Source organism: Streptomyces sp. NPDC046557 (assembly GCF_040645975.1).
Taxonomy (GTDB): Bacteria; Actinomycetota; Actinomycetes; order Streptomycetales; family Streptomycetaceae; genus Streptomyces.
Window position 1 is genome coordinate 145,904 of the sequence record NZ_JBEYZH010000010.1, and the last position, 24,512, is coordinate 170,415.

General features: G+C 73.4%; 19 protein-coding genes. 8 read left to right on the plus strand and 11 right to left on the minus strand.

The genetic code is table 11. The features are described 5' to 3' along the window. Positions 1-10: 10 nt before the first annotated feature. The gene (locus ABZ934_RS19830) at positions 11-1,372 is read right to left on the minus strand and encodes an MFS transporter (protein WP_361314723.1); all 1,362 of its coding nucleotides are present in this window, start codon (positions 1,370-1,372) and stop codon (positions 11-13) included. Positions 1,373-1,715: 343 nt separating this feature from the next. Here ABZ934_RS19830 and ABZ934_RS19835 point away from each other — a divergent pair, with 343 nt between their 5' ends. After that, positions 1,716-2,624 carry a DUF3027 domain-containing protein gene (locus ABZ934_RS19835; RefSeq protein ID WP_361314725.1) on the plus strand — a complete coding sequence of 303 codons (909 nt, stop codon included), beginning with the start codon at positions 1,716-1,718 and terminating at the stop codon, positions 2,622-2,624. 414 nt (positions 2,625-3,038) lie between these two features. Here ABZ934_RS19835 and ABZ934_RS19840 read toward each other — a convergent pair whose 3' ends face one another. The 3 genes from ABZ934_RS19840 to ABZ934_RS19850 all read right to left on the minus strand — a co-directional run bounded on the left by ABZ934_RS19840 (position 3,039) and on the right by ABZ934_RS19850 (position 5,939). Next, the gene (locus tag ABZ934_RS19840) at positions 3,039-4,553 is read right to left on the minus strand and encodes an SPFH domain-containing protein (protein ID WP_361314727.1); all 1,515 of its coding nucleotides are present in this window, start codon (positions 4,551-4,553) and stop codon (positions 3,039-3,041) included. Positions 4,554-4,694: 141 nt separating this feature from the next. Then, positions 4,695-4,913, minus strand: a complete 219-nt coding sequence (locus ABZ934_RS19845; protein ID WP_361314730.1) for a hypothetical protein — start codon at positions 4,911-4,913, stop codon at positions 4,695-4,697. A gap of 33 nt (positions 4,914-4,946) precedes the next feature. Further along, positions 4,947-5,939: a WD40 repeat domain-containing protein gene (locus ABZ934_RS19850; protein WP_361314732.1), complete on the minus strand. Its 993-nt coding sequence runs from the start codon at positions 5,937-5,939 to the stop codon at positions 4,947-4,949. Between the two features lie 76 nt (positions 5,940-6,015). Between ABZ934_RS19850 and ABZ934_RS19855 the strand changes: the two genes are divergently transcribed. Beyond that, positions 6,016-6,705: a GDSL-type esterase/lipase family protein gene (locus tag ABZ934_RS19855; RefSeq protein ID WP_361314735.1), complete on the plus strand. Its 690-nt coding sequence runs from the start codon at positions 6,016-6,018 to the stop codon at positions 6,703-6,705. A gap of 86 nt (positions 6,706-6,791) precedes the next feature. Here the strand turns inward: ABZ934_RS19855 and ABZ934_RS19860 are convergent, their stop codons facing one another. Beyond that, on the minus strand, positions 6,792-7,781 hold the full coding sequence (locus tag ABZ934_RS19860; protein ID WP_361314738.1) for an aldo/keto reductase: 990 nt from the start codon (positions 7,779-7,781) through the stop codon (positions 6,792-6,794). A 218-nt stretch (positions 7,782-7,999) separates the two neighbouring features. Between ABZ934_RS19860 and ABZ934_RS19865 the strand changes: the two genes are divergently transcribed. Continuing rightward, positions 8,000-8,434, plus strand: a complete 435-nt coding sequence (locus ABZ934_RS19865) for an MmcQ/YjbR family DNA-binding protein (RefSeq protein ID WP_361314741.1) — start codon at positions 8,000-8,002, stop codon at positions 8,432-8,434. Here ABZ934_RS19865 and thpR read toward each other — a convergent pair. From thpR to ABZ934_RS19880, 3 genes are all read right to left on the minus strand, one after another. After that, entirely contained in the window at positions 8,383-8,964 is a 582-nt protein-coding gene (gene thpR / locus ABZ934_RS19870) for an RNA 2',3'-cyclic phosphodiesterase (protein ID WP_361314743.1), read from the minus strand. The two genes, ABZ934_RS19865 and thpR, sit on opposite strands and share 52 nt — an antisense overlap. 208 nt (positions 8,965-9,172) lie before the next feature. After that, positions 9,173-10,504, minus strand: coding sequence for an MFS transporter (locus ABZ934_RS19875; protein WP_361314746.1), 1,332 nt, complete (start codon positions 10,502-10,504; stop codon positions 9,173-9,175). A gap of 27 nt (positions 10,505-10,531) precedes the next feature. After that, positions 10,532-10,969 (minus strand): MarR family transcriptional regulator, encoded by a 438-nt coding sequence (locus tag ABZ934_RS19880; RefSeq protein WP_361314748.1) that lies wholly within the window; start codon positions 10,967-10,969, stop codon positions 10,532-10,534. 175 nt (positions 10,970-11,144) lie between these two features. Here ABZ934_RS19880 and ABZ934_RS19885 point away from each other — a divergent pair, with 175 nt between their 5' ends. Then, a complete protein-coding gene (locus ABZ934_RS19885; RefSeq protein WP_031146958.1) occupies positions 11,145-11,327 on the plus strand; it encodes a hypothetical protein in 183 nt (60 codons plus the stop codon). A 10-nt stretch (positions 11,328-11,337) separates the two neighbouring features. Here ABZ934_RS19885 and ABZ934_RS19890 read toward each other — a convergent pair whose 3' ends face one another. After that, positions 11,338-12,765, minus strand: a complete 1,428-nt coding sequence (locus ABZ934_RS19890) for an NCS2 family permease (protein ID WP_361314750.1) — start codon at positions 12,763-12,765, stop codon at positions 11,338-11,340. Positions 12,766-12,949: 184 nt separating this feature from the next. On the opposite strand from ABZ934_RS19890, the gene ABZ934_RS19895 reads away from it, so the two are divergent. Beyond that, the gene (locus ABZ934_RS19895) at positions 12,950-13,234 is read left to right on the plus strand and encodes a DUF2530 domain-containing protein (RefSeq protein ID WP_361314753.1); all 285 of its coding nucleotides are present in this window, start codon (positions 12,950-12,952) and stop codon (positions 13,232-13,234) included. Between the two features lie 98 nt (positions 13,235-13,332). Next, on the plus strand, positions 13,333-15,822 hold the full coding sequence (locus ABZ934_RS19900; RefSeq protein WP_361314756.1) for a cation-translocating P-type ATPase: 2,490 nt from the start codon (positions 13,333-13,335) through the stop codon (positions 15,820-15,822). A 368-nt stretch (positions 15,823-16,190) separates the two neighbouring features. Here the strand turns inward: ABZ934_RS19900 and ABZ934_RS19905 are convergent, their stop codons facing one another. Together ABZ934_RS19905 and serC are read right to left on the minus strand one after the other, a co-directional pair. Beyond that, positions 16,191-19,319 (minus strand): molecular chaperone Hsp90, encoded by a 3,129-nt coding sequence (locus tag ABZ934_RS19905; protein WP_361314758.1) that lies wholly within the window; start codon positions 19,317-19,319, stop codon positions 16,191-16,193. Between the two features lie 200 nt (positions 19,320-19,519). Then, positions 19,520-20,641, minus strand: coding sequence for a phosphoserine transaminase (gene serC, locus ABZ934_RS19910; RefSeq protein ID WP_361314761.1), 1,122 nt, complete (start codon positions 20,639-20,641; stop codon positions 19,520-19,522). A 175-nt stretch (positions 20,642-20,816) separates the two neighbouring features. On the opposite strand from serC, the gene ABZ934_RS19915 reads away from it, so the two are divergent. Further along, positions 20,817-23,459: an FAD-binding and (Fe-S)-binding domain-containing protein gene (locus tag ABZ934_RS19915; protein WP_361314859.1), complete on the plus strand. Its 2,643-nt coding sequence runs from the start codon at positions 20,817-20,819 to the stop codon at positions 23,457-23,459. A gap of 76 nt (positions 23,460-23,535) precedes the next feature. After that, complete coding sequence (locus ABZ934_RS19920; protein ID WP_361314763.1) at positions 23,536-24,507, plus strand: EamA family transporter; 972 nt, start codon at positions 23,536-23,538, stop codon at positions 24,505-24,507. Positions 24,508-24,512: the final 5 nt, after the last annotated feature.

Genomic DNA, 24,512 nt, shown 5'->3' on the forward strand with positions numbered 1-24,512 from the left:
GGCCGCGTTGCTACGCCACGCGGGGGCGGGAGGGGCCGGGGTGGTGGTGGGGAGCGGTGAGGGCGCCGCGGAAGGCGAGGGCGGTGCCCGTGGCGACTATGGCCGCCGCCACCACCATGCCGAGGACGCCGTTCAGCGGGAGCACGATCCCGATGCCGCCGCCGAGGACCCACGCCATCTGGAGCAGGGTTTCCGAGCGGGCGAAGGCCGACGTACGGACCGCCTCCGGCACGTCCCGCTGGATCATCGCGTCCAGGGAGAGCTTCGCCAGGGCCTGGCAGAAGCCCGCCGTGGCGCCCAGGACCGCCACGAACAGCCCGCTGAAGAACACCGCCGCCAGCACCGCGACCCCGAGGGTCACCGCCAGCACCGCCGCGATGATGGTCTCCGGCGCCCGCGCCCGCAGCCACGCGCCCACCGCCGTGCCGCCCGCGTTGCCGACGCCCGCCGCCACGCCGACGATGCCCAGCGACACCGCCGCGCTCTGCCCCGCCAAGGGCTGCTCGCGCAGCAGGAACGCCAGGAAGAAGATCAGGAACCCGGACAGCGCGCGCATCGCGGCGTTCGCCAGCAGCCCGCACAGCACCGGCCGGCTGATCGTCCGCAGCCCCGGCTTGCGCGAGTGCGGCTCATGGGTGGACAGCCGCGCCCGCCGTTCGCCCTTCGCCTCGTCCACCTTGTGCGGCAGCGTGAACGCGGCGAAGGTCCCGCAGATGAAGATGGCGCACGCCCCGTACAGCGGCCAGGGCGGCCCGATCGCCTGGAGCCCGGCCCCGACCGGCGCCGCCGCGCCCGTGGCCAGCAGTCCGGCCAGCGTGACGCGGGAGTTCGCCTTGACGAGTGAGAACTTCGGCGGGAGCAGTCTCGGCACCACCGCGCTGCGCACGACCCCGTAAGCCTTCGACGCGACGAGGACACCGAGCGCCGCCGGGTACAACTCCAGACCGCCCGTGGCCACCGCTCCCGACATCATCACGGCCAGCAGGGCCCGGGCCAGCATCGCGCCCGCCATCGCGGCCCGCCGCCCGTGCGGCAGTCGGTCCAGCAGCGGCCCGATCACCGGGGCGAGCAGGGTGAAGGGGGCCATGGTGATGGCGAGGTACAGGGCCACCCGGCCGCGTGCCTCGTCCGTGGGGACCGAGAAGAACACCGTCGACGCGAGCGCGACGGTGATCATCACATCGCCGGCGCCGTTGATGGCGTGCAGCTCGATCAGCTTGCCGAGCCCCGATTCGCCCGCCCCGTGCGCGTGCGTGGCCCGCCGGATTCCGCGGACCGTACCGGTGATGGGGAGGTGCAGGGCACGACCGACGGCCCGGCCGGCCCGCCTGGCCGGTCCCGGGCCGTCTGCGGACGACCGTACGGGTGCCACCTGGCCATAGTGCCCCACTCGGCCCTCGTGGACCCGCCCCGGCGCGTTTCGGGCGCCCGGCCGGTCTCGGGTTGTCCGCGAATCGGACCTTGCATGTGGGCCGGAGGCGTCGGAGGAGGTAGCGTGCGTAGCGCGCCACCGGCGGTTGCTCTTGGCCGCGCGCCTCTTCGCGATCCCGCAGAATGGATTGCAGGTAGGTGCGCCCGAGGCCGATCGGGTGCGGACGTCGACGCGGCCCTCTGGTCCGCTCCGCCCGCGCTACGTACGGACAAGACCGACGGGTCGTTGTGGACGACAGTACGGACGGCGCACTCGTGAGACGGCGTAGGAGAGAACGAGACCTGTGAGTGCTGCGACGACGCGAAGCCGTACCCCCGACCGCCTGTGTGCCGAGGCGGTAGACCTCGCCCGTGCGGCGGCCGAGGAGGCCGCCGCCCCCGGAGTGGTGGGCGAGCATGTCTCCGTCGTCTCCGAGGGCGACCGGGTCGTCACCCACTTCTTCGAGTGCAAGGACCCCGCCTACCGGGGCTGGCGGTGGGCCGTCACCGTGACGCGCGCCTCCCGCGCCAAGCTCGTCACCCTCGACGAAACGGTGCTGCTCCCGGGCGACGACGCGCTGCTCGCCCCCGAATGGGTGCCCTGGAGCGAGCGGCTGCGTCCGGGCGACCTGGGGCCGGGCGACCTGCTGCCCACCGAGGCCGACGACCTGCGGCTGGAGCCGGGCTGGTCGGGTGAGGACGCGCCGCCGCCGAACTCGGTGGTCTCCGAGGAGATGGCCGAGCTGGTCGAGGCGGAGGACGCGGACGTCACCGACCGGACGGTGGTCCCGGTGCGGGGCTCCATCACCTCGGTGGCCGAAGAGCTCGGCATGCGCCGGGCGCGCGTCCTGTCGCGGTACGGGCTGCACAGTGCGGCGGACCGTTGGGACGAGGCGTTCGGGGCGAAGACCCCGATGGCCCAGGCGGCGCCGGCGTCGTGCGTGTCGTGCGGGTTCCTCGTGGCGATCGGCGGCTCCCTGGGCCAGGCCTTCGGTGTCTGCGCGAACGAGTTCAGTCCGGCGGACGGGCGGTTGGTGTCGCTGTCCTACGGGTGCGGGGGCCACTCGGAGGCCGCGGTCATGCCGAAGCCGCTGCGGCCGGCGCCGCCGGTGCTGGACTCCATGGCCTCGGACGAGTTCCTGTTGCGGCCGGCGCCGGACACCGGCTCCGTGCCGGTGTCCGACCTCGCGCCGTCCGACCTGGGCCACTCCTAGCCCGCGGCGCCGGGCGGCGCCGCGCGGGGCAAGCGCCCCCGGCTGCGCCGGGCTTTGTGGGGCTCGGCCCCGGACCCGCGCCCGGATCTTCCCCGGCGCCCCCCGGACTCCGTCCGGGAGGCCCCCCGAGGTGCCGTCATGAGGCCGCCTTCTGCGCGGCCGGCCCCGCTGACGTGCGGCCAGGGCAGGGGGCGGGCCCCGCGGTGTGGGACTCGCCCGCGGCCCGCCGCGTCCACACACGCACGGCGTCGTCCGAGCTCGGGATGACCTCCCCGGAGGGCCGCACGTCGGCCGGCCGGGGTGGTCGCGCGGCGAGACGCGGCCGGTGCCGTCCCGCGCCGACCGGTCCCCGGCCCGGCCGTCGTGCGGCTCCCCCGGGAGCCGCACGAGCAGGCACGGCCCCCGGCCCCGCCGTCAGGCCCCGGTGGCCTGGTCCGAGATCGGGATGACCTCCCCGGAGGGGGGCGCGGCGGCCGGGACGACGGTGGCCGACTGGTTCGGGGACTGCGCCATCGAGGACAGCAGCTGTCGGGCCAGGCCCAGACCGGTGCCGCCCATCGTCAGGGCCTTCGCGAACATCTCCGACATGCCCTCCGCCCCGTTCAGCAGCACCATGTGCTCCACGTTGCCGAACGCACCCGCCCCGGCCTCCACGATCTTCGGCCAGTTCTCGGCGAGCTGCTGGGCCACCACCGCCTCCTGGTTCTCCGCCAGCGCCGCCGCCCGCGCCTTGATGGCCTCCGCCTCGGCGAGACCCTTCGCCTTCGCCGACGCCGCGTCCGCCAGACCACGGGCCTTCGCCGCCTCGGCCTCCGCGAGGCCCCTGGCCTGCGTCGCCGCCGCCTCGGCCTCGCCCGTCGCCCGGGTGGCCTTCGCGTTGGCCAGGCCGCGCGCCTCCGCCGCCTCGGCCTCGGCCGCCGCGGCAGCCTTGACCCGGGTGGCCTCGGCCGCCGCCGCGAGTTCCGTCTCCTTCGCCTTCGCCTGCGCGGCCGAGATCCGGGAGTCCCGGTCCGCCTCGGCGAGCGTGCGCTGCTCGTACGCCTTCGCGTCCGCCGGCTTGCGCACGTCCGCCTGGAGCTGCTGCTCGCGCCGGTTGGCCTCCAGCTCCGCGACCCTGGTCTCCTGGACGACGACCTCCTGGCGGGCCGCCGCCTCGGCGAGCGGGCCCGCCTGCTTGGCCGCGGCCGCGGCCTTGTCCCGCTCGGCCTGGTAGCCGGCCTGGAGGATCTCACTGTCCCGCGTGGCCTCCGACATCCGGGCAAAGGCGGCCTGCTCGGCCTCCGTCGCCAGCAGGTTCGCGTCGGCCTGCGCGATCCGCGCGTCCCGCTGCACGGCCGCCGCGTGCGGCATCGCCAGGTTCTTGATGTAGCCGGTCGGGTCCTCGATCTCGTGGATCTGGAGCGAGTCGACGATCAGGCCGAGCTTCTCCATCTCGCTCCCGCACGCCGCCCTGGTCTGACCGGTCAGCTTCTCGCGGTCGCGGATCATGTCCTCGACGGTCAGCCCGCCCACGATCGAGCGCAGATGACCCGCGAAGACGATGTGCACGCGCTCGGGGATCATCTTCTGCTGGTCCAGGAACCGGCGTGCGGCGTTGGCGATCGAGACGGTGTCGTCCCCCACCTTGAAGATGACCACGCCGCGCACCTTCAGCGGGATGCCCTGGTGGGTCACGCAGTCCACCACGAGCTGGGTCTCGTTCAGGTCCAGTGACAGTTTCCGTACGGCCTGGACCCCCGGCAGTACGAGCGTTCCGCGCCCGGTGACGATACGGAACCCCATGCCGTCGCCCAGACCCTCGGTCCTGTGCGCGGAGCCGGAGATGACAAGTGCTTCGTTCGGTTCGGCGACCCGCCACATGAGCTTGAAAAGCCCGACCAGAACAAGTACGGCGGCGAGAACGACTCCCGCCACGACGCCGATGTCCATCGGCAAACGCCCCCTTAGAGCGGTGCCGTTGCGGCACCGGAGAAGGCGAGTGTGCGCCTGCCGGGATCCGGCGTGAAGGCGTCGGCGGAGTCTTGTCGCAATCTTGATACGCGCAGGTGGAGTCGCAGGTGGAGCCGGGGGTCAGTTGACGTACGCGGCGCTCACGTACACCGTGCGCGGCGGGAGGTGTTCCACCACGGTGACCACCGTCCCCACGGGCAGCGGGCGTTGTTCGCCCAGCGCCGGATACGCCAGGAAGTGCTCGGCTCCGCCCCGGATGCGGACGATGACCTCGCCCACCAGGCCGGGGCCCACCGTCCCGGTGACCCGCCCGCTCAGCCCCACCATGTCATCGGCCATACCGGCAGGTTACGCGCCCGGCTCCGCGCCCCTTCAGCGTTTGCGCCGGACGATTCGACGGCCGCCGAGCACCAGGGCCGTGGCCAGGACGAGGACCATCGCGCCCTTGGTGAAGGCCCCGGACCCCGGCTTCGCGGCAGCGGCCGGGGAGCCCGGCGCGGGGCTCCCGGAGGGGCCCGGGGGGGTCGTCTTCGGGTCGGGTGTCGTCGGGCGGACCGGGACCGCGACGACCCGGCTGTTCGTTCCCTCCGAGCCGAACAGCAGCGTCGAGCCGTCCGCCGAGTACGTCACCGACTCCGCCTGCCCCTGCCAGGGCGCGGCCACCGCCTCCCCCGGGCCCTGCGGGTGCCCGTCCTTCCACGGGTACGTCTTCGCGAAGAAGTAGCCGCGCAGCGTCAGCCGGCCGCCGTCGGGCGAGAACGCCCCGTCCGTCACCCAGGGCACGTCCGCGATCCGCCGGAACACGTTGGTGCCGTCGGCCGACAGCCGGTCGGGCCCCTCGTAGAGTCCGCCCGTCCGCTCGTTCTTGCTCGCGATGTAGACGCGCCCCGTCACCGGATGCACCATCAGGGCCTCGGCATTGCGCGGGCCGTCCGCGTACCGCACCGTGAACTGTTCGGCCTTGACCGTCACGTCCGTCAACTCCCGCGGCTCCGGGAAGCGGTAGATCCAGACGTGGTCCCAGGTGCCGTCCCGGTTGTCCCCGATGTCGGCGACGTACAACTGCCCGTCCGGGCCCAGCGAGATGGCCTCGACGTCGCGCGGTCGTCCGATCCCGGTCATCGTCACCCGCGCCACCGTCTTGCCGGTCGCGGAGTCCACCGCGTACACGTACGGGCCGTCGTCGCTGTCGTTGTGCGTCCAGTAGACGCCCGGGTGGGCGCGGCTCGCCGCGAGTCCGCTGGACTCGGTGATGCGCGGGTCCTGGATGGAGAAGTCCGAGACGCCGGTCGCGGCGGTGGCCGTCGGGGACGCGGTGAGGACGACGGCGGCGGTGAACGCGGTCACGATCGGCAGCGGGCGCATTCCCCCAGCCTGCCAGGCCGTCCGGCGTGGCGGGCATCACAGCGGCCGCGGTCCGGTGATCCGCGATGATGACCGGATGCGTTTCATGTTCGTCGGCGACTCCATGACCATCGGACGCGCCGGCGATTACACCTGGCGCTACCGGATGTGGCAGCACCTGCGCGCCACCCTGGGCGACTCCTTCCGTATCGTCGGCCCGCGCGTCGCGCTGTACGACGCGGCCGCCGACGCGCCCGTCAGCCACGCGTACGCGGCCCCGGACTTCCCCGAGGACGCCCGCCGCCACCTGGCCGGCTGGGGCGAGGGCTGGCAGCACATGGCGCCGCTGATCGGCCCGGCGGTCGCCTCCGCCGAGCCGGACGTGCTGCTCGTCTCCCTCGGGCTGATAGACCTCGGTTTCTACACCGACGCTCCCCAGACCGCCGTGAACGTCCGCCGGTTCATCGCGGAGGCCCGGGCGGCGCGCCCCGACGTCCGGATGGTGCTCCTCCCCGTCATCCCGAACGTCCGGGCCGCTTCCGACGCGCCCTTCGCCGCCCAGGTGACCGCCTTCAACGAGCTGCTCGCCAAGGCGGTGGCCGACCTCTCCACCCCCGCCTCGCCGATCCTGCTGGCCGCGCGCCCGCAGGGCTACGAGTTGGCGCGGGACACCTACGACGGCACCCACCCCAACCGCTCCGGCGAACACCGGCTGGCGGCCGAGTTCGCGTCGGCCCTCCACCAGGCGTGGTCCGTCGGCGGCCCCTACCGCGCGGCCGGCGGCTGACCCGGCCCCCGACGCGCGCCGGCCGCCGCCCGTGACGAACGGGACGACGGCCGGCGCGGGCGGAGCCGGCCGCTCGCGCGCCGCACCTACCAGGCGAAGGCCTCCGGGGCCGGTCCGGGACCGGGGAAGATCTCGTCCAGAGCCGTCAGCAGCTCCTCGTCCAGCTCCAGTTCCAGCGCGCGCAGGGCGCTGACGAGTTGCTCGGACGTGCGGGGGCCGACGATCGGGCCGGTGACCCCGGGCCGGGTCAGCAGCCAGGCCAGGGCCGTCTCGCCGGGCTCGAGGCCGTGCTTGTCGAGGAGGTCCTCGTACGCCTGCACCTGGCCCCGTACGGCGCTGTTGGCCAGGGCGTCCGCGGAGCGGCCCGAGGCGCGGCGGCCGCCCTGCGCCTCCTTCTTGATGACACCGCCGAGCAGGCCGCCGTGCAGCGGGGACCACGGGATGACGCCGAGGCCGTACTCCTGGGCGGCCGGGATGACCTCCATCTCGGCCCGCCGTTCGGCGAGGTTGTAGAGGCACTGCTCGCTGACCAGTCCGAGCGTGCCGCGCCGGTCGGCGGTCTCGTTGGCCTGGGCGATCTTGTAGCCGGGGAAGTTGGACGAGCCCACGTAGAGGATCTTGCCCTGCTGGATCAGGACCTCGACGGCCTGCCAGATCTCCTCGAAGGGCGTCCGGCGGTCGACGTGGTGGAACTGGTAGAGGTCGATGTAGTCGGTCTGGAGCCGCTTGAGGCTCGCGTCGACGGCCCGGCGGATGTTGAGGGCCGACAGCTTGTCGTGGTTGGGCCAGGGATCGCCCTCGGCGGCCATGTTCCCGTACACCTTGGTGGCCAGGACCGTCTTGTCCCGGCGGCCGCCCCCTTGGGCGAACCAGGTGCCGATGATCTCCTCGGTGCGGCCCTTGTTCTCGCCCCAGCCGTAGACGTTGGCGGTGTCCACGAAATTCAGGCCGGCGTCGATCGCGGCGTCAAGGATGCCGTGGCTGGTCGGTTCGTCTGTCTGCGGACCGAAGTTCATCGTGCCGAGGACGAGTCGGCTGACTTTGAGTCCGGTGCGTCCGAGCTGCGTGTACTTCATGGGACCCAAGCCAACTGCTTGGAGTCGACTCCAGGCAAGGGCGCGCGGGCGCCGAACGCGGGCGCGGGGCTACTGGCCGACGGCGGCCGCCACGGCGACGACGACGAACATCAGGACGAGCACACCGGCCATGACACGGTTTCTGGTCTTCGGATCCACCCGTCGAGCCTAACGCGGCAGCCGCCGGCCACCGGTCGTGGGGCCGCGATACTGCTCACATGGTGACCGTGGAAGACGTACGTCGACTGGCGCTCGCACTGCCCCGCACGGAGGAGCACCTGATCCGGGACCGGGTGAAGTTCCGCATCGGCCGCATCGTCTACCTCGCCCTGTCCCGGGACGAGGAGGAGCTGGGCTTCGCCTTCCCGAGGGAGGAGCGGGCGGATCTGGTGGCGGCCGAGCCGGGGAAGTTCTCCCTGCCGGGCGCCGGGGACCTGCGCCACAACTGGGCGCACGCCCGGATGGCCGCCCTGGAAGAGGGCGAGCTCGCGGAGCTGGTCACCGAGGCCTGGCGGATGTGCGTACCGGCGCGGGTGGCCCGGGAACATCTGGAGCCGGGATCACCGGGTGCACCCGGCGGCGGGGGTGCCCCGCGTGGCGCTCAGGCGGGCGCGGGGTCGACGGCCAGGGGCCAGGCACCGACGACCTCGTAGCGGGGCCGCTCGCCGGGGATGCCGCCGGGGGGCAGGTTGCTGCGGACGAGGCTGAGGGTGTCGACCCGCCAGGACGCGCCCTCGAAGGCGGTGAGGGCGTCGAGGTGGGGGCGGAGGGTGGCGCCGCGGGCGCCCCGCGCGAGCGTGAGGTGCGGGGTGTAGCGGCGGTGCTGCTCCATGGGGATGCCGGCGCGGCGGGCGGCGGCGTCGGCGCGTTCGGCGAGGAGCCGCATCCGGTCGAGGTCCCCGGCGGCGCCGGCCCACAGGGCGGTGTCGCCGAAGTGGCCGCAGCCGTGGATGCGGAGGGGGAACGCCTCGGTGCGGGCCGCCGCGCGGGCGAGGCGGGCGTGGAGGTCGGGGAGGAGCTCTTCGCGGACCTCGCCCATGAAGGCGAGGGTGAAGTGCCAGGACTCTTCCGCGGTCCAGCGGAGGTGGGGGGCGGCGGGTGACGCGGCCCGCGCCGCCCGGACGGCCTCGTGGAGTTCCGCGACGGCGGGGACGGGGGGCAGCACGGCGGCGAACAGCCTCATGGGCTGACCCTAGTACCCGGGACTCCGTTGCGGGTGCGGGCCGTTGCGCGGAGCGGCCCCGGCTGCGCCGGGCTTTCGGGGCTCCGCCCCGGACCCCGCGCCTCAAACGCCGGCGAGGCTGGATATGGCCGGCCGGGCCGTGTTTGCGCCGGCGGGGCCGGAAAGGGCGGCGCCGGCGGGGCTGGAGTCGCCCCGCCGGGGAGGGGCGTCAGGCCGCCTTGACCAGGGTGCGCTGGGCCGGGACGAAGGTGAGGCCACGGCGGGAGAGGCGGACGCTGAGGTTGCCGACGCGGGAGAGGACCACCGCGATGGCCAAGGCCGAGACCAGGGAGACCGCGCCGCCCGCGGCCATGCCGATCCGGGCGCCGTACGTGTCCGTGATCCAGCCCACCAGCGGGGCCCCGAGCGGGGTACCGCCCGTGAAGACCATCATGAACAGCGCCATCACCCGGCCCCGCATCTCGGGGTCGGTCGCCATCTGCACGCTCGAATTCGCCGTGACGTTGACCGTCAGGCCGAACATCCCGATCGGGACGAGGAGCGCCGCGAACAGCCACAGCCCCGGCGCGAACGCCGTCACGATCAGCAGGACCGAGAAGAGCGCCGCCGCCGCGACCAGTACCCGCAGCCGGGAGTGGCCGCGTCGGGCCGCCAGCAGGGCGCCCGCCAGGGAACCCGCCGCGATCAGGGTGTTGAACAGGCCGTACGTACCGGCGTCCCCGTGGAACACCGTGTTCACGAACGCGGACAGCCAGATCGGGAAGTTGAACCCGAAGGTCCCGATGAAGCCGACCAGCACGATCGGCCAGATCAGCTCGGGGCGCCCGGCGACGTACCGCAGGCCCTCCCGCAGCTGGCCCTTGCCGCGCGGCTGCCGCTCCACCGGATGGAGTTCCCGCGTCCGCATCATCAGCAACGCGGCGATCGGCGCGGCGAAGGACAGTCCGTTCAGCAGGAAGGCCCAGCCGGAGCCGACGGCGGTGATCAGCACACCGGCGATCGCCGGGCCGACCAGCCGCGCGGACTGGAAGTTGGCGGAGTTCAGGCTGACCGCGTTCGCGAGCTGGTCCTTGCCGACCATCTCCGGGACGAACGTCTGGCGCGCCGGGTTGTCGAGGACGGTGACCAGGCCGAGCAGGAACGCGGCGAGGTAGACGTGCCAGACCTGCACGTGACCGGCCAGGGTGAGCGCGGCGAGGGCGATGCCCGTCAGGCCCATGGCGCCCTGGGTGGCCAGCAGCAGCGGCCGCTTGGGCAGCCGGTCGGCGAGTACGCCTCCGTAGAGGCCGAACATCAGCATCGGCAGGAACTGCAGCGCGATGGTGATGCCCACCGCGGAGGCCGAGCCGGTGAGGGACAGGACCAGCCAGTCCTGGGCGATGCGCTGCATCCAGGTGCCGGTGTTCGAGACGACCTGTCCGGTGGCGAAGAGCCGGTAGTTCCGAATCCTCAGCGAGCCGAACATGGAGCTCCGGCCCGCGGGTCGCGTAGTGGTGGATGTGTGGCCGGGTGCGGAGTCTGCTCCGGTTCCCGTACTCAAAAGCGTTCGCCTCCTGGCGTCGGACGATTAGAAGTGCGCGAGCTTGTCCAGGACGGGCGCCGCGGCACGCAGCTTGGCCCATTCGTCCTCGGTGAGCTCTGCCGCGAGCCCGGCCAGGAAGGCGTTGCGCTTGCGACGGCTCTGTTCGAGCATCGCTTCGGCTTCCTCCGTCTGGCTGACCACCTTCTGGCGGCGGTCGTCCGGGTGCGGCTCCAGCCGTACCAGTCCCTTGGCCTCCAGCAGCGCGACGATGCGGGTCATCGACGGCGGCTGGACGTGCTCCCGCCGCGCCAGCTCGCCCGGAGTGGCCTGGCCGCAGCGGGCGAGGGTGCCGAGCACCGACATCTCGGTCGGGCTCAGTGACTCGTCGACGCGCTGGTGCTTGAGCCGGCGGCCCAGCCGCATGACGGCGGAGCGGAGGTCGTTCACGGCGGCAGCGTCGTCGCCATGGGAAAGGTCGTGCATGTTCTTTAGAATAACTCATTACCCTCTCTAAAGAACACTGGTTTCCGGGCGTCACACGTCACACCATGGGACACCGCACCGGGTTCGTCCACCGCACAGGTTTCGTCACTCGTCCGGGTGAGTCGCTTCCCGAAAGTGACCCGCGTCCCGGGGCGGTGCCCCGACTCTGTGCGGCATGGGGACTCATGTGCTGAGCATGCGCATAGACGGGGAGCTGCTCGAACGCCTCCGGACTCATGCCGCCAAACGTGGAATGAGCGTCCAGGACTATGTCGTCCGGACGCTCATTCGCGATGACTTCGACGAGCGCTTCAAGGCCGCCGTCGACGAGACGGAGAAGTTCTACGGGCTCACCTGACCCCCGGCGCCTACGTCAGGCCGAGGGCCGGCATCGCGTAGTAGAAGACGAACACCGCCGCGACCACCCACATGGCCGCCGGGACGCCGCGGGCCCGGCCCGTCGTCAGGCGCAGGGTGCAGAAGCTGATGAAGCCGATGCCGATGCCGTTGGTGATCGAGTAGGTGAAGGGCATCATCACCATCGCCAGGAAGGCGGGGACGGCGATGGTGAAGTCGCTCCAGTCGATGTCCCTGACCGAGCCGGCCAGGATCAGGAAGCCCACCGCCACCAGGGCGGGCGTCGCCGCCTGGGAGGGGACCATCGTCGCCAGCGGCGTGAGGAAGAGCGAGACGGTGAACAGGGCGCCGGTCACCACGTTGGCCAGGCCCGTGCGGGCCCCCTCGCCGACGCCGGCCGTGGACTCCACGAAGCAGGTGGTGGCCGAGGAGGACGTGGCGCCGCCCGAGGCGACGGCCAGGCCGTCGACGAGCAGGACCCGGTTGATCCCGGGGAAGGTGCCGTCCGGCTTCGTCAGCTTGGCCTCGTCGCCGACGCCGAGGATGGTGCCCATCGCGTCGAAGAAGCAGGACAGCAGCACGGTGAAGACGAACAGGACCCCGGTGAGCACGCCGACCTTGCCGAAGCCGCCGAACGGGCTGACCTGGCCGACCAGCCCGAAGTCGGGTGCGGCCACCGGGTTGCCCGGCCACTGCGGCACGGTCAGGCCCCAGGCGGAAGCCGGAAGGTCGATGACCAGCTGGACGACGACCGCGAGCACGGTCATGGCCACGATGGAGATCAGGATCGCGCCGGGCGTCTTGCGGATCAGCAGGGTCAGCGTGAGCAGCACGCCGAGCGCGAAGATCAGCACGGGCCAGCCGTGCAGGTGGCCGCCGGCGCCGAGCTGGAGGGGCACCGTGGTGTGGGCGAGGTCGGGGATGCGGGAGACGAAGCCCGAGTCGACCAGGCCGATCAGCATGATGAACAGGCCGATGCCGATCGAGATGCCCTTGCGCAGGCCGAGCGGGACGGCGTTCATGACCCGTTCGCGCAGGCCGGTGGCGACCAGCAGCATCACCACGAAGCCCGCGAGGACGACCATGCCCATGGCGTCGGGCCAGCTCATCCGGGGTGCGAGCTGGAGGGCGACGACGGTGTTGACGCCGAGCCCGGCCGCGAGCGCGATCGGGACGTTGCCGATGACGCCCATGAGGAGGGTGGAGAACGCGGCCGTCAGGACGGTGGCGGTGACGAGCTGGCCGCCGTTGAGCTGGTGGCCGTACATGTCTTTCGCGCTGCCGAGGATGATCGGGTTCAGCACGATGATGTAGGCCATGGCGAAGAAGGTCGCGAAGCCGCCGCGGACCTCGCGGGCGACGGTCGAACCGCGCTCGGAGATCTTGAAGTAACGGTCCATGGCGTTGGTGGGGGCCGCGGCGGGTGCCGAGGTGCTCATGCGGTCCTCAAAGGGTCATTTGGTTATTCATACGAATAAAACCGGTCGCAGGCAAACCGTTTCAGTATGAACACATGAGGGAAGGGCCGTCCATCTCCGCGCGTAGACAGGGCTGAGGCGCCCTCAGAGTCGACCGGTACGGCCTCTCTTCTACCCCTGTGACCTCCCCGCCTAGACTGGCCGCATGGCGAAATGGACCGCACAGCACGAGGCCCCCGAGCCCCTGGAGGGCCCCGTCGTCGCGACCGTCGTCGGCGGCACGATCATCTGGTTCGTCCTCTTCCTCGTCCAGCTCCCCTTCTACGGGTGGTTCGCGGACCGGGGCCTGCTGTGGTGGGTGTGGACCCCGGCGGCCGGCGCCGCCCTCGGCCTGATCGGCATCTGGTACGCCCGCGGTCGCGAGGCCGCCATCGCGCGGCACAAGGAGCAGCAGGCCGCGGATGCCGCGGAGCCCGGGCCGAAGGTCTGACGGCGCGGGCTACCAGGGGACGATTCGGGTCATCCCGGAGTCGGATCTTCCGACCGCTCAAGGGGTGAAGCGTTCGAACCCCCTTTACCGTCGAAAGCATGACGCAGCGGGCGAAGACCGAAACCGACGGACCGGAGCCGGACGGCAACGGCAACGGCGGCGCCGGCGCCGCCGCCTCCGGGACGGCCACCGACGCGGGGGCCGAACTGGACCCGGTCCACCCGGTGCGCCCGCCGGCGCCCCGGTTCAGGCCGGGCGGCCTGAACACGGCGGAGGTCGCCGAACGCGTCGCGCGCGGCGACGTCAACGACGTGCCCGTGCGCTCCTCGCGCTCCACCTCCGAGATCGTGCGGGCGAACGTCTTCACCCGCTTCAACGCCATCATCGGCGTCTTGTGGCTGATCATGCTGTTCGTCGCGCCGATCCAGGACAGCCTCTTCGGCTTCGTCATCATCGCGAACACGGGCATCGGCATCATCCAGGAGCTGCGCGCCAAGAAGACCCTCGACGGGCTCGCCGTCATCGGCGAGGCCAAGCCCAGCGTCCGCCGCGACGGCAGGACCGGCGAGATCTCCACCTCCGAGATCGTCCTCGGCGACGTCATCGAACTCGGGCCCGGCGACAAGGTCGTCGTCGACGGGGTGCTCGGCCAGGCCGAGGGGCTGGAGATCGACGAATCCCTGCTGACCGGCGAGGCCGACCCGGTGCTCAAGAAGCCCGGCGACCAGGTCATGTCCGGCTCCTTCGTGGTCGCCGGCGGCGGCGCGTTCACCGCCACCAAGGTCGGCCGCGCGGCCTATGCCGCGCAGCTCGCCGAGGAAGCCTCCCGCTTCACTCTCGTCCACTCCGAGCTGCGCACCGGCATCTCCACCATCCTCAAGTACGTCACCTGGATGATGGTCCCGACCTCGATCGGCCTCGTCGTCAGCCAGCTCGTCGTCAAGGACTCCGACGTCAAGGACTCCATCGCCCGGACCGTCGGCGGCATCGTGCCGATGATCCCCGAGGGGCTCGTCCTGCTGACGTCCGTCGCGTTCGCCATCGGGGTCATCAGGCTGGGTCGCAAGCAGTGCCTCGTCCAGGAACTGCCCGCCATCGAAGGGCTCGCGCGCGTCGACGTCGTCTGCCTCGACAAGACCGGCACCCTCACCGAAGGGGGCATGGACGTCACCGAGCTGCGCCCGCTCGACGGCGAGGACGGCGCGTACGTGGAGAAGGTGCTCGGCGCGCTCGGGGAGTCCGACCCGCGCCCCAACGCCAGCCTTCAGGCCATCATCGACGCCTACCCCGACAACGCGGAGTGGCGCTGCACCGAATCGCTGCCGTTCTCCTCCGCCCGCAAGTACAGCGGCGCCAGCTTCAGCGAGGGCGACGGCGAGAACAACACCTGGCTGCTGGGCGCCCCCGACGTGCTGCTGCCGGCCGGTGACCCGGCCCTGGAGGAGATCGACGCCCTCAACGAACAGGGCCTACGGGTTCTCCTCCTGGCCCACTCCGCCCGCGAACTGGACGACCCGGCCGTGGCCCACGGGGTCAGGCCCACCGCCCTCGTCGTCCTGGAGCAGCGGCTGCGTCCCGACGCCGCCGACACGCTGCGCTACTTCGCGGACCAGGACGTCAAGGCCAAGGTCATCTCCGGGGACAACGCCGTCTCCGTCGGCGCGGTGGCCGGGAAGCTCGGTCTGCCCGGCGCGCAGAACACGGTCGACGCGCGCGAACTGCCCGACGCGAAGGCCGACATGGCGGAGATGCTGGACGGCAACGCCGTCTTCGGCCGGGTCACCCCGCGGCAGAAGCGGGACATGGTCGCGGCCCTCCAGTCCAAGGGGCACACGGTCGCCATGACGGGCGACGGCGTCAACGACGTCCTCGCCCTCAAGGACGCCGACATCGGGGTGAGCATGGGCTCCGGCTCGGAGGCCACCCGCGCGGTCGCGCAGATCGTGCTGCTGAACAACAGCTTCGCCACCCTGCCCTCGGTGGTGGCGGAAGGGCGCCGGGTCATCGGCAACATCACCCGGGTGGCCACGCTCTTCCTCGTGAAGACCGTCTACTCGGTGCTGCTGGCCGTCCTGGTGGTCTGCGCCCAGGTGGAGTACCCGTTCCTGCCGCGCCACCTGACGCTGCTGTCGACGCTGACGATCGGCATCCCCGCGTTCTTCCTCGCGCTCGCGCCCAACAAGGAGCGGGCGAAACCGCACTTCGTGAAGCGGGTGATGCGGTACGCGATCCCGGGCGGGGTGATCGCGGCGGCCGCCACCTTCGTGACGTACCTGCTCGCCCGCCACCACTACACCGGCGTGGACAGCCTCCAGGCCGAGACCAGCGCCGCGACGCTGACCCTGTTCCTGACCTCGATGTGGGTCCTGGCGATCATCGCCCGCCCGTACACGTGGTGGCGGATCGCCCTGGTCGGGGCGATGGGCGGGGCGTTCCTCCTGGTCCTGGTCGTGCCGTGGTTGCAGCAGTTCTTCCAGCTCCGGCTGGAGGGCGACGTGATGCCGTGGACCGCCGTCGGCATCGCCGCCGCCGCCTCCGTGTTGATCGAGTTCACCTTCCGCCGGGTCGACCGCTGGTTCCCGGCCTAGGCCGGGAACCAGCGGTCGAGGGAGCCGGCTCAGCCGGAGTTGCACTCGGCGAGGCCGGTGCGCCATGCGTTGGAGTCGTCCGTGTAGGGCGCGTACACCCAGCCGGCGCCGGCGCCGTTGCCGTACCAGCCGCCGGCCGCAGGCGCGGGCCGCCGTGGTGGGCACCGTCGGCTCCAACAGCGGCACCGCCCCGGCCTTCACCGGAGAGTGGACCGCGCTGCCCGTGCTGCCCGTGCTCAGACTGTCGTCCTACCGGCTGTCCACGGCGTACCGGCTCGTCCCCGCGGCCCAGATGTGCGCCGCCACGGGGACCACCACGTCCCAGCGGGGGAGCGGCCGCGGCGCCGGTACGGGCCGTCAGACGTGCCCTAGTCGAACCAGCGGTCGCGGGCCAGTTCCGCCGTGCGGGAGGGGTCCTCCAGCAGGGCCGCGACCTCGAAGCGGCGCGGCCACTGGCCCGCCGACCAGGCGAGGCCGGCCGCGACGCCCTCCAGCGTGGCGGCGTGCAGGGTGCCGTCCGGGGTGCGGCGCCAGTCGAGTTCCGTGCCGCCCGCGACCAGTTCCTCGTGCTCGACGTACGTCCGCGGCGTCGCGGGGCCCAGCAGGATCCGTACCGCCTCCGGGACCTCGTGCTCCTCGCCCGGGGTCGTGACCTCCGCCGGGACGGTGTCCGACAGACGGCGCACCTGGAGCAGTTCCGCCAGGTCGGCGGCCCGGGCGGGGGCGACCGGCAGCAGCGGCAGGCCCGCCGTCAGGGGCAGCAGGTCGGGGGCGTCGGCGATCACCGCGTCGGCCGCGTCCACCACCCGGACCTCGCCGTCGACCACCGCCCGCAGGTCGTGGGGGAGGGTGACCTGTTCGGGGTCCAGTTCGGCCAGCGCCCCGTAGAGGGCGTGCAGCTGGCGGTCCGAGACCTCCCGGTCGGGGTCGGCGAGGCGGCCCAGGAGTTCGGCCGCGCCGCCGGGTTCGTCGAGCAGGGCGTCCACGGTGGTCCGTACGCCGAGAGCCTGCAGCACCTGCTCGTCCTCGAAGCCGGTGGCGTCGGCGGAGGTGTAGAGCCCGGCCAGCAGCGGGTCGCCGCCCGCCGCGCGCAGACCGGCCGGGCGGCGGCCGTCGAGCACCGGGTGGTCGCGCAGCCACCAGGCGGTGTACGGGCGCACCGAGCGGGTGGTGCCGTCGGGGAGCAGGACCCGCACGGGTTGGGTCAGGGCGTCGCGCAGCGGGGGCTGGGCGAGCATGGCCAGGGCCTGGGGCCAGCGGTCGTCGTCGACGAGGTCCAGGTCCCGTACGCCGATCAGTTCGGTGGCCACCGGCGGCAGGGGGGTGTCCGGGAGCTGGTCCAGGAGGTCCTCGCACCACACGTCGACGGCGTCCAGCAGGCCGGCGTCGTCCGGCTCTGCGAAGTCGCCGTCACGGGGCTCCAGTTCGTCGGGGTCCAAGACCACGTCGTTGGCGCGGACGAGCTGGAAGGTGCCCAGCACGCCGACGGCGGTGAGGGTCTCGGCGTCCCACCGCTCGGCGAACCCCGCGTCGACGTACGGGATCTCGTCCTCGCGGATCACCGACGCCAGCGGGGACCCGGGCAGCAGCAGCTCGCCCGCCGGGGTGAGTTCGCCGTCCTCGTCGGGCAGGGCGAGGGCGCCCAGCCACGGCTCGTCGCCGGGCTCCAGGCCGGCGTCGCGGACCAGGGTCAGGACCACCTCGGCCAGCTCGTCGGCGTCCGGCGCGTCCTCGTCCCAGATCTCGCCCGCGTCCAGGGAGGCCGCCACCGCCGCCCGGACCTGCGGGGTCGTCAGGACCGCGCGCGGGGTCGCCGGGAGCGCGCCGAGCTTCTCCAGCAGCGGGTGGGCGGCCTCGGGGTGGGCCACCTTGAGCCCGAGGCGGGCCAGACCGGCGGGGGTGTCGGCGCCGGGCAGCAGGATGTGGCGCGGCCCGATCGCGGTACGGCCGTCGGCGAGCGGTACGGGCAGGCCGGAGAGCCGGTCCGGGTCGACCCCGGCGAGGCTGTCGTAGAGCCGGTACCACCACTCGGGGGTGCGCTCGATGCCGGCGATCCGCTCGATGGCGTCGCCCAGCGGAAGCCGGCCGACGCCTAGGTGGCGCAGCTCGGGGCGGCGCTCCAGCCCGGCCGGGAGCAGGGTCGGCAGCACCTCCGCCAGGACCCGTACGGTGTCGGCGCCGGCGCCCTCGACCACCTCCGCCTCGAAGGGGCGCAGCGCCTTCAGCTCCTCGGAGGGCGCGGCGGGCGCGAGGAACGCCGTACGGGGCAGCCGCTGGAGGACGGCGCCGCGCAGGGCCCCGTCGAGCTCGCTCTTGCCGAGCGGGCCGGGCACCAGGTCGACGAGGTCGGTGCTCACCGGCTCCCAGTCGCGCAGGAGTTCGGCGTAGGCGTCGGCGGCGCGCTCCACGAGGAAGTCGGTCAGCGGGCCGGGCGCGGGGTGGCGGCGGCTGGTGTCGAGCGGCAGCGAGGCGATGAGGAGGGCGGGGATGCCCAGCGGCTCGTCGGTCGGGGTGGGTGCGTGGACGACGGGCGCGGTGCGCGGGTATTGGGGTGCGCCCTCGATGTCGGCGGGCACCGCCCAGGTGACCGTCCAGAAGGGCCGCAGCCGCTCCTCCACGGGCCGGTCGGCGAGCAGGGCGGGCTCGATGGGGCCGCTGTGGCGGACGGTGCGCCAGCGGTGGGTGCCGGAGGCGGAGTCCTCGATGACGGTGTACGGGCCTTCGGTGCGCCGGTACAGCACCCGGTGCCCGGCGGCGGGGGTCTCCACGACGACCTCGCGCAGCCCGGGCAGCGTCAGGAGCAGCGCGTCGTCGATCCCGGCCAGCAGCCGCTCCACGAGTTCCTCGGCGGCGGCGTCGCGCAGCGGGAGGACAACGACGGTGTCGTAGCCCTGCGGCGCGGTGCCCTCGGCGGGCAACGGCAGTCGCAGCAGCGGGACGTGGCCGTCGCGGCGGCGCAGCTCGTCACCGAGGCCGGGGCTGCCGCCCGATGCCTCCCGGGCCAGTTCGCGGGCCTCGGCGAGGGACCAGCGGACACCGCCGTGCCGGCCGAGTACGGCGGGCTCGTCGGTGACGGCGAGGACGGCCGCGAAGCCCACGCCGAAGCGGCCCACGGTCTCGGCGGAACCGCCCGCGCCGGCCGGCTCCCGCTTCGCGGAGGCCCGTAGCGTCGACAGCGACTCCACGCCCGTCGCGTCCAGCGGGGCGCCGGTGTTGGCGACGGCGAGCACCGCGTGGCCGTGTTCCCCGTCGCCCGGGTGCAGGGTGAGCCGCAGCCGGCCCGGTACGCCCGCGCGGGCGGCGGCGTCGGCCGCGTTCTGGGCCAGTTCGACCACGAGGCGGTCGCGGTAGCCGCCCAGCGCCAGGTCCTCCTCGGCGTTGGCGTCCTCGCGGAACCGGGCCGGGCCCGCGCCCCAGGCGTCGAGCACCCCGCGCCGCAACCGGGCCGTGCCGAAGGGGTCCACGCCGCCTTGGGCCGCCGTCACTCGCACGCTCACGCCGCTGCCTCCAAGTATCAGTGGACCCGCACCCGGGGCGCTCGGCCCCGGACCTCATGAAGGTATCGCGTACGGGTGGCCTCCCGGCCGGTGAGGTGCGCGAACGCCACCCGGACGATGTCCGGGACGCCCCGGGCCGTGGGAACGACGGCGCCCCCGGCACCTGCGGCACCGGGGGCCCCGTTGTACGGGTTCGCGCGTTACAGCTTCTCGATCACGTAGTCGACGCAGGCGGTGAGCGCCTGCACGTCGGCCGGGTCGATCGCCGGGAACATCGCGACGCGCAGTTGGTTGCGGCCGAGCTTGCGGTAGGGCTCGGTGTCCACGATGCCGTTGGCGCGCAGCACCTTGGCGACGGCGGCCGCGTCGATGTCGTCCGAGAAGTCGATCGTGCCGATGACGGACGAGCGCTTGGCGGGGTCCGCGACGAACGGGGTCGCGTACTTCGACGCCTCCGCCCAGCCGTACAGGTTGCGGGCGCTGGCCGCACTGCGGCCGGTGGTGAACTCCAGGCCGCCCTGGCCGTTCATCCACTCCAGCTGCTGGTTCAGCAGGAAGAGGGTGGCGAGCGCCGGGGTGTTGTACGTCTGGTTCTTCAGCGAGTTGTCGATCGCGGTGGGCAGCGAGAAGAACTCGGGGATGTGCCGGCTGCCGGACGCGTGGACGCGGGCCGCGCGCTCCAGGGCCGCCGGGGAGAACGCCGCCAGCCACAGGCCGCCGTCGGAGGCGAACGACTTCTGCGGGGCGAAGTAGTAGACGTCGGTCTCGGTGATGTCCACCGGCAGACCACCGGCGCCCGAGGTCGCGTCCACCAGGACGAGGGACCCGGCGTCGGCGCCCGCGACGCGCTTGATCGGCGCCGCGACACCCGTCGAGGTCTCGTTGTGGGTGTACGCGTACACGTCCACGCCCGCCTCGGCGACCGGCTCGGGGTGGGTGCCCGGCTCGGAGGAGATCACGGAGGGCGCGTCCAGCCACGGCGCGAGCTTCGCGGCGGTGGCGAACTTGGAGGAGAACTCACCGAAGGTGAGGTGCTGCGACTTCTTCTCGATGAGACCGGCCGTCGCGATGTCCCAGAAGGCGGTGGAGCCGCCGTTGCCCAGGATCACCTCGTAGCCCTCGGGCAGCGAGAAGAGGTCCCGGAGTCCCTGGCGCACCGAGCCGACCAGGTTCTTGACCGGGGCCTGGCGGTGTGAGGTTCCGAGCAGGGAGGTACCGGTGGCGGCCAGGGCGTCGAGCGCCTCGGTCCGCACCTTGGAGGGGCCCGCGCCGAAGCGTCCGTCGGCGGGCTTGATGTCAGCGGGAATCTGGATCTCAGCCACGAGCGGAGCGTATCGGGTCCCGGTCGCCGTTCCGGGAGCGCGTCCACCCGATGAGACGCATGGGGGCGGTGGCAGGGTGGAGTCCGTGACGGCATCCGGGGAACTCGAACGGTCATTGCGGGCGAATCTGCGCGGGGACGTGGACTTCGGCGCCGCGGCGCGGGCTCTGGTGACCATGGACGCCTCGAACTACCGGCGCGTCCCGCTCGGCGTCGTCGCGCCGCGCGACGCCGAGGACGTGGCGGCGGCGCTGCGGGTATGCGCCGAGGCCGGGGTCCCGGTCGTGCCGCGCGGTGGCGGTACCTCCATCGCGGGCCAGGCCACCGGCACCGGGGTGGTGCTCGACCTGACCCGCCACATGAACGCCCTGGTGGCGCTGGATCCGGCCGCGCGGACCGCCGTCGTCCAACCGGGCCTCGTACTGGACCGGCTGCGGGACGCCGCGCGCCCGTACGGGCTGACCTTCGGCCCCGACCCCTCCACCCACTCGCGCTGCACGCTGGGCGGGATGATCGGCAACAACGCGTGCGGGGCCCACTCGGTGGCCTGGGGCACCACCGCCGACAACGTGACGGAGCTGGCGGTGACCGGGTACGGGGGAACCCCGCACCGGATCGGCACGGGCTGGACCGGCGCCCCCGAGGGGCTGCGCGAGCTGGTGTCCGGGAACCTGGCGGTGCTGCGCACGGGCATGGCCGGCGGCTTCTCCCGCCGCATCTCCGGCTACGGCGGCCTGGACGCCCTGCTCCCCGAGCGCGGGGTGGGGCTGGCCCGCGCGTTCTGCGGGAGCGAGGGCACCCTCGGGGTGGTGACCGAGGCGGTGGTGCGCCTGGTGGAGGCGCCGCGCGCGCCGGTGCTCGCGGTGCTCGGGTACGCCGACGAGAGCGCGGCGGCCGACGCGGCGGCGGGGCTGCTGCCGTACCGCCCGCTGACGGTGGAGGGCATGGCCCGGGACCTCGTCGGCCCCGCGGCGCGGGACCTGCCGCGCGGCGGGGCGTGGCTGTTCGTCGAGATGCGGGACGAGGGCGCCGCCCGGGCGCTGGTCGGGGGCGCCGACGCCTTGGACGCGGCGCTGGTCACCGACCCGGCCGGGCAGCGGGCCCTGTGGCGGATCCGCGAGGACGCGGCGGGCACGGCGACCCGGCTGCCGACCGGGGAGATGGCCTGGCCGGGCTGGGAGGACTGCGCGGTGCCGCCGGTCCGGCTCGGCGCGTACCTGAGGGAGTTCCGGGCGCTGCTGGCGGCGCACGGGCTGCGCGGGTCCCCGTACGGGCACTTCGGGGAGGGTTGCGTCCACGTACGGATCGACTTCGACCTGGTGTCGGCGGCCGGGGTGGCCCGCTTCCGGGAGTTCTCCTCGGCGCTGGCGGACCTCGTCGTCTCGCACGGCGGCTCCCTGTCGGGGGAGCACGGCGACGGGCAGGCACGCGCCGAACTGCTGCCGAGGATGTACGGACCCCGGGTGCTGGATCTGTTCCGCGCCTACAAGGACGTGTGGGACCCGGTGGGCGGCATGAACCCGGGGATGCTGGTCCGCCCGGCGCGGCTGGACGAGAACCTGCGCTTCGCGGTACTGCCGGCGACGCCGTTCGCCGGAGAGGTGGCCCGCTGCGTCGGCGTCGGGAAGTGCCGGGGTACGGAGCCGGTCGGCGCGGAGGTGATGTGTCCCTCGTACCGGGTCACCGGGGAGGAGCGGCACTCCACGCGGGGGCGGGCGCGGCTGCTGCACGAGATGCTGGCCGGGGAGATCGTCACGGACGGCTGGCGCTCGACGGAGGTCGCCGAGGCGTTGGACCTGTGCCTGGCCTGCAAGGGGTGCCGCAGCGACTGCCCGGTGGGGGTGGACATGGCCACGTACAAGTCCGAGTTCCTGGAGCGGCACTGGGCCGGCCGGATCCGGCCGCTGTCCCACTACACGCTGGGCGGGTTGCCGCAGTGGCTGCGGCTGATCGCCGCGGTGCGGGCGGCGGGGCCGGTGGGCGCCGCCGCCCGTCTGGTGCCGGTGCCGGGGCTGGACCGGCGCCGCGCGCTGCCGTCGCCGGCCCGGGAGCCCTTCACCCGGTGGTGGCGGCGGTCCGGAGCCCGCCGGTCGGGGGCGGGCGCCGGCACCGGGGGCGTCACGCTGTGGCCGGACACCTTCACCGAGTACCTGTCCCCGGAGACCGGCCGGGCCGCCGTACGGGTCCTGGCGGCGGCCGGGCTGGGGGTGTCCCTGCCGCCCGGCCGGGTCTGCTGCGGTCTGACGTACCTCTCCACCGGCCGCCGGGCCCGCGCCCGGCAGGTCCTCACCCGCACACTGGACACCCTCGGGGAGGCGGCCGGCCCGGTGGTGGTCCTCGAACCGAGCTGCGCGGCGGCCCTGCGCACCGACCTGCCGACCCTGCTGCCGGACGACCCGCGCGCGGCGCGGCTGGCGGCGGCCGTCCGGACCTTCGCGGAGACCTTGGAGGAATACGCCCCGCAGTGGCACCCGCCGCGCCTGGACCGGCCGGTGGCAGGCCAGACCCACTGCCACCAGCACGCCGTGCTCGGCGACGCGGCCGACCGCCGGCTGCGCGAGCGGGCCGGCCTCACCGGCGGGCTCAGCGGCGGCTGCTGCGGCCTGGCGGGCGACTTCGGCTTCGAGCCCGGCCACCACGACGTATCGGTGGCCTGCGCGGAGGAACAGCTCCTGCCCGCGCTGCGGGCCGCGCCGCCGGAGGCCGTGTTCCTGGCGGACGGATTCTCCTGCCGGACCCAGATCGCGCAGCTCGGCGAAGGGCGCCGGGCCCGTCACCTCGCGGAGGTCTTGGCGGACGTCCTCGCCGAGGAGGCTTAGCGGGGGTTACGGGGGTGTGCGCAATGTAAGGCAGAACACGGCATCGCACCCGTTATGGACCCCTTAGCCTGGTGGAATGACCCCGTCCCCCTCGGCTTCCGACACCGTGCCCGCGTCCCCCGACAGCGCCTCCCTCACCGGCGCGTCCCGCGACGCGGCGCCGTCCGCCTCCGGTGTACGGGCGCGGTTCGGGCCGGTCGCGCTGGTGGTCTCGGCCGGGGTCTCGGTGCAGTTCGGTGCCGCCCTCGCCGTCATGGTGATGCCCCGGACGGGCGCGGCGGGCGTGGTCACCCTTCGGCTCGCGGCGGCGGCCCTGGTGCTGCTGCTGGTCTGCCGGCCCAAGGTGCGCGGCTACGCGCGGGCCGACTGGACCACCGTGTTCTGGTTCGGCGTGACCATGGCCGGCATGAACGGCCTCTTCTACCAGGCGATCGACCGCATCCCGCTCGGCCCCGCCGTCACCCTGGAGGTGCTCGGCCCGCTCGCCCTGTCCGTGATCGTGTCCCGGCGCCTGATGAACCTGCTGTGGGCGGCCCTCGCCCTGGCCGGGGTGGCCCTCCTCGCCGGCCACGGCGAGGGGGGCTTCGGCGGCCTCGACCCGCTGGGCGCCGCCTTCGCGGTCGGGGCGGGCGCGATGTGGGCGGCGTACATCGTCTTCAGCGCGCGCACGGGCCGCCGCTTCCCGCAGGCGGACGGCCTGGCCCTGGCGATGGCCGTCGCCGCGGTCATCTCGCTGCCGCTCGGGGTGGTCGAGGCCGGCTCCGACCTCGTCGTGCCGAGCACCCTGGCGCTGGGCCTGGGCGTGGCCGTCATGTCCTCCGTCCTGCCGTACACGCTGGAACTGCTGGCCCTGCGCCGGCTGCCCGCCCCGACCTTCGCGATCCTGATGAGCCTGGAACCGGCCATCGCGGCGAGCGCCGGCTTCCTGGTCCTGCACCAGGGCATGTCCCTCGTGGACGCCCTCGCCATCGCCCTCGTCATCGCGGCCAGCATGGGCGCGGTCCGCTCCCAACTCGGCGCCCGGTCGCGTCGTACCTCGTCCTCGTAGGCCGG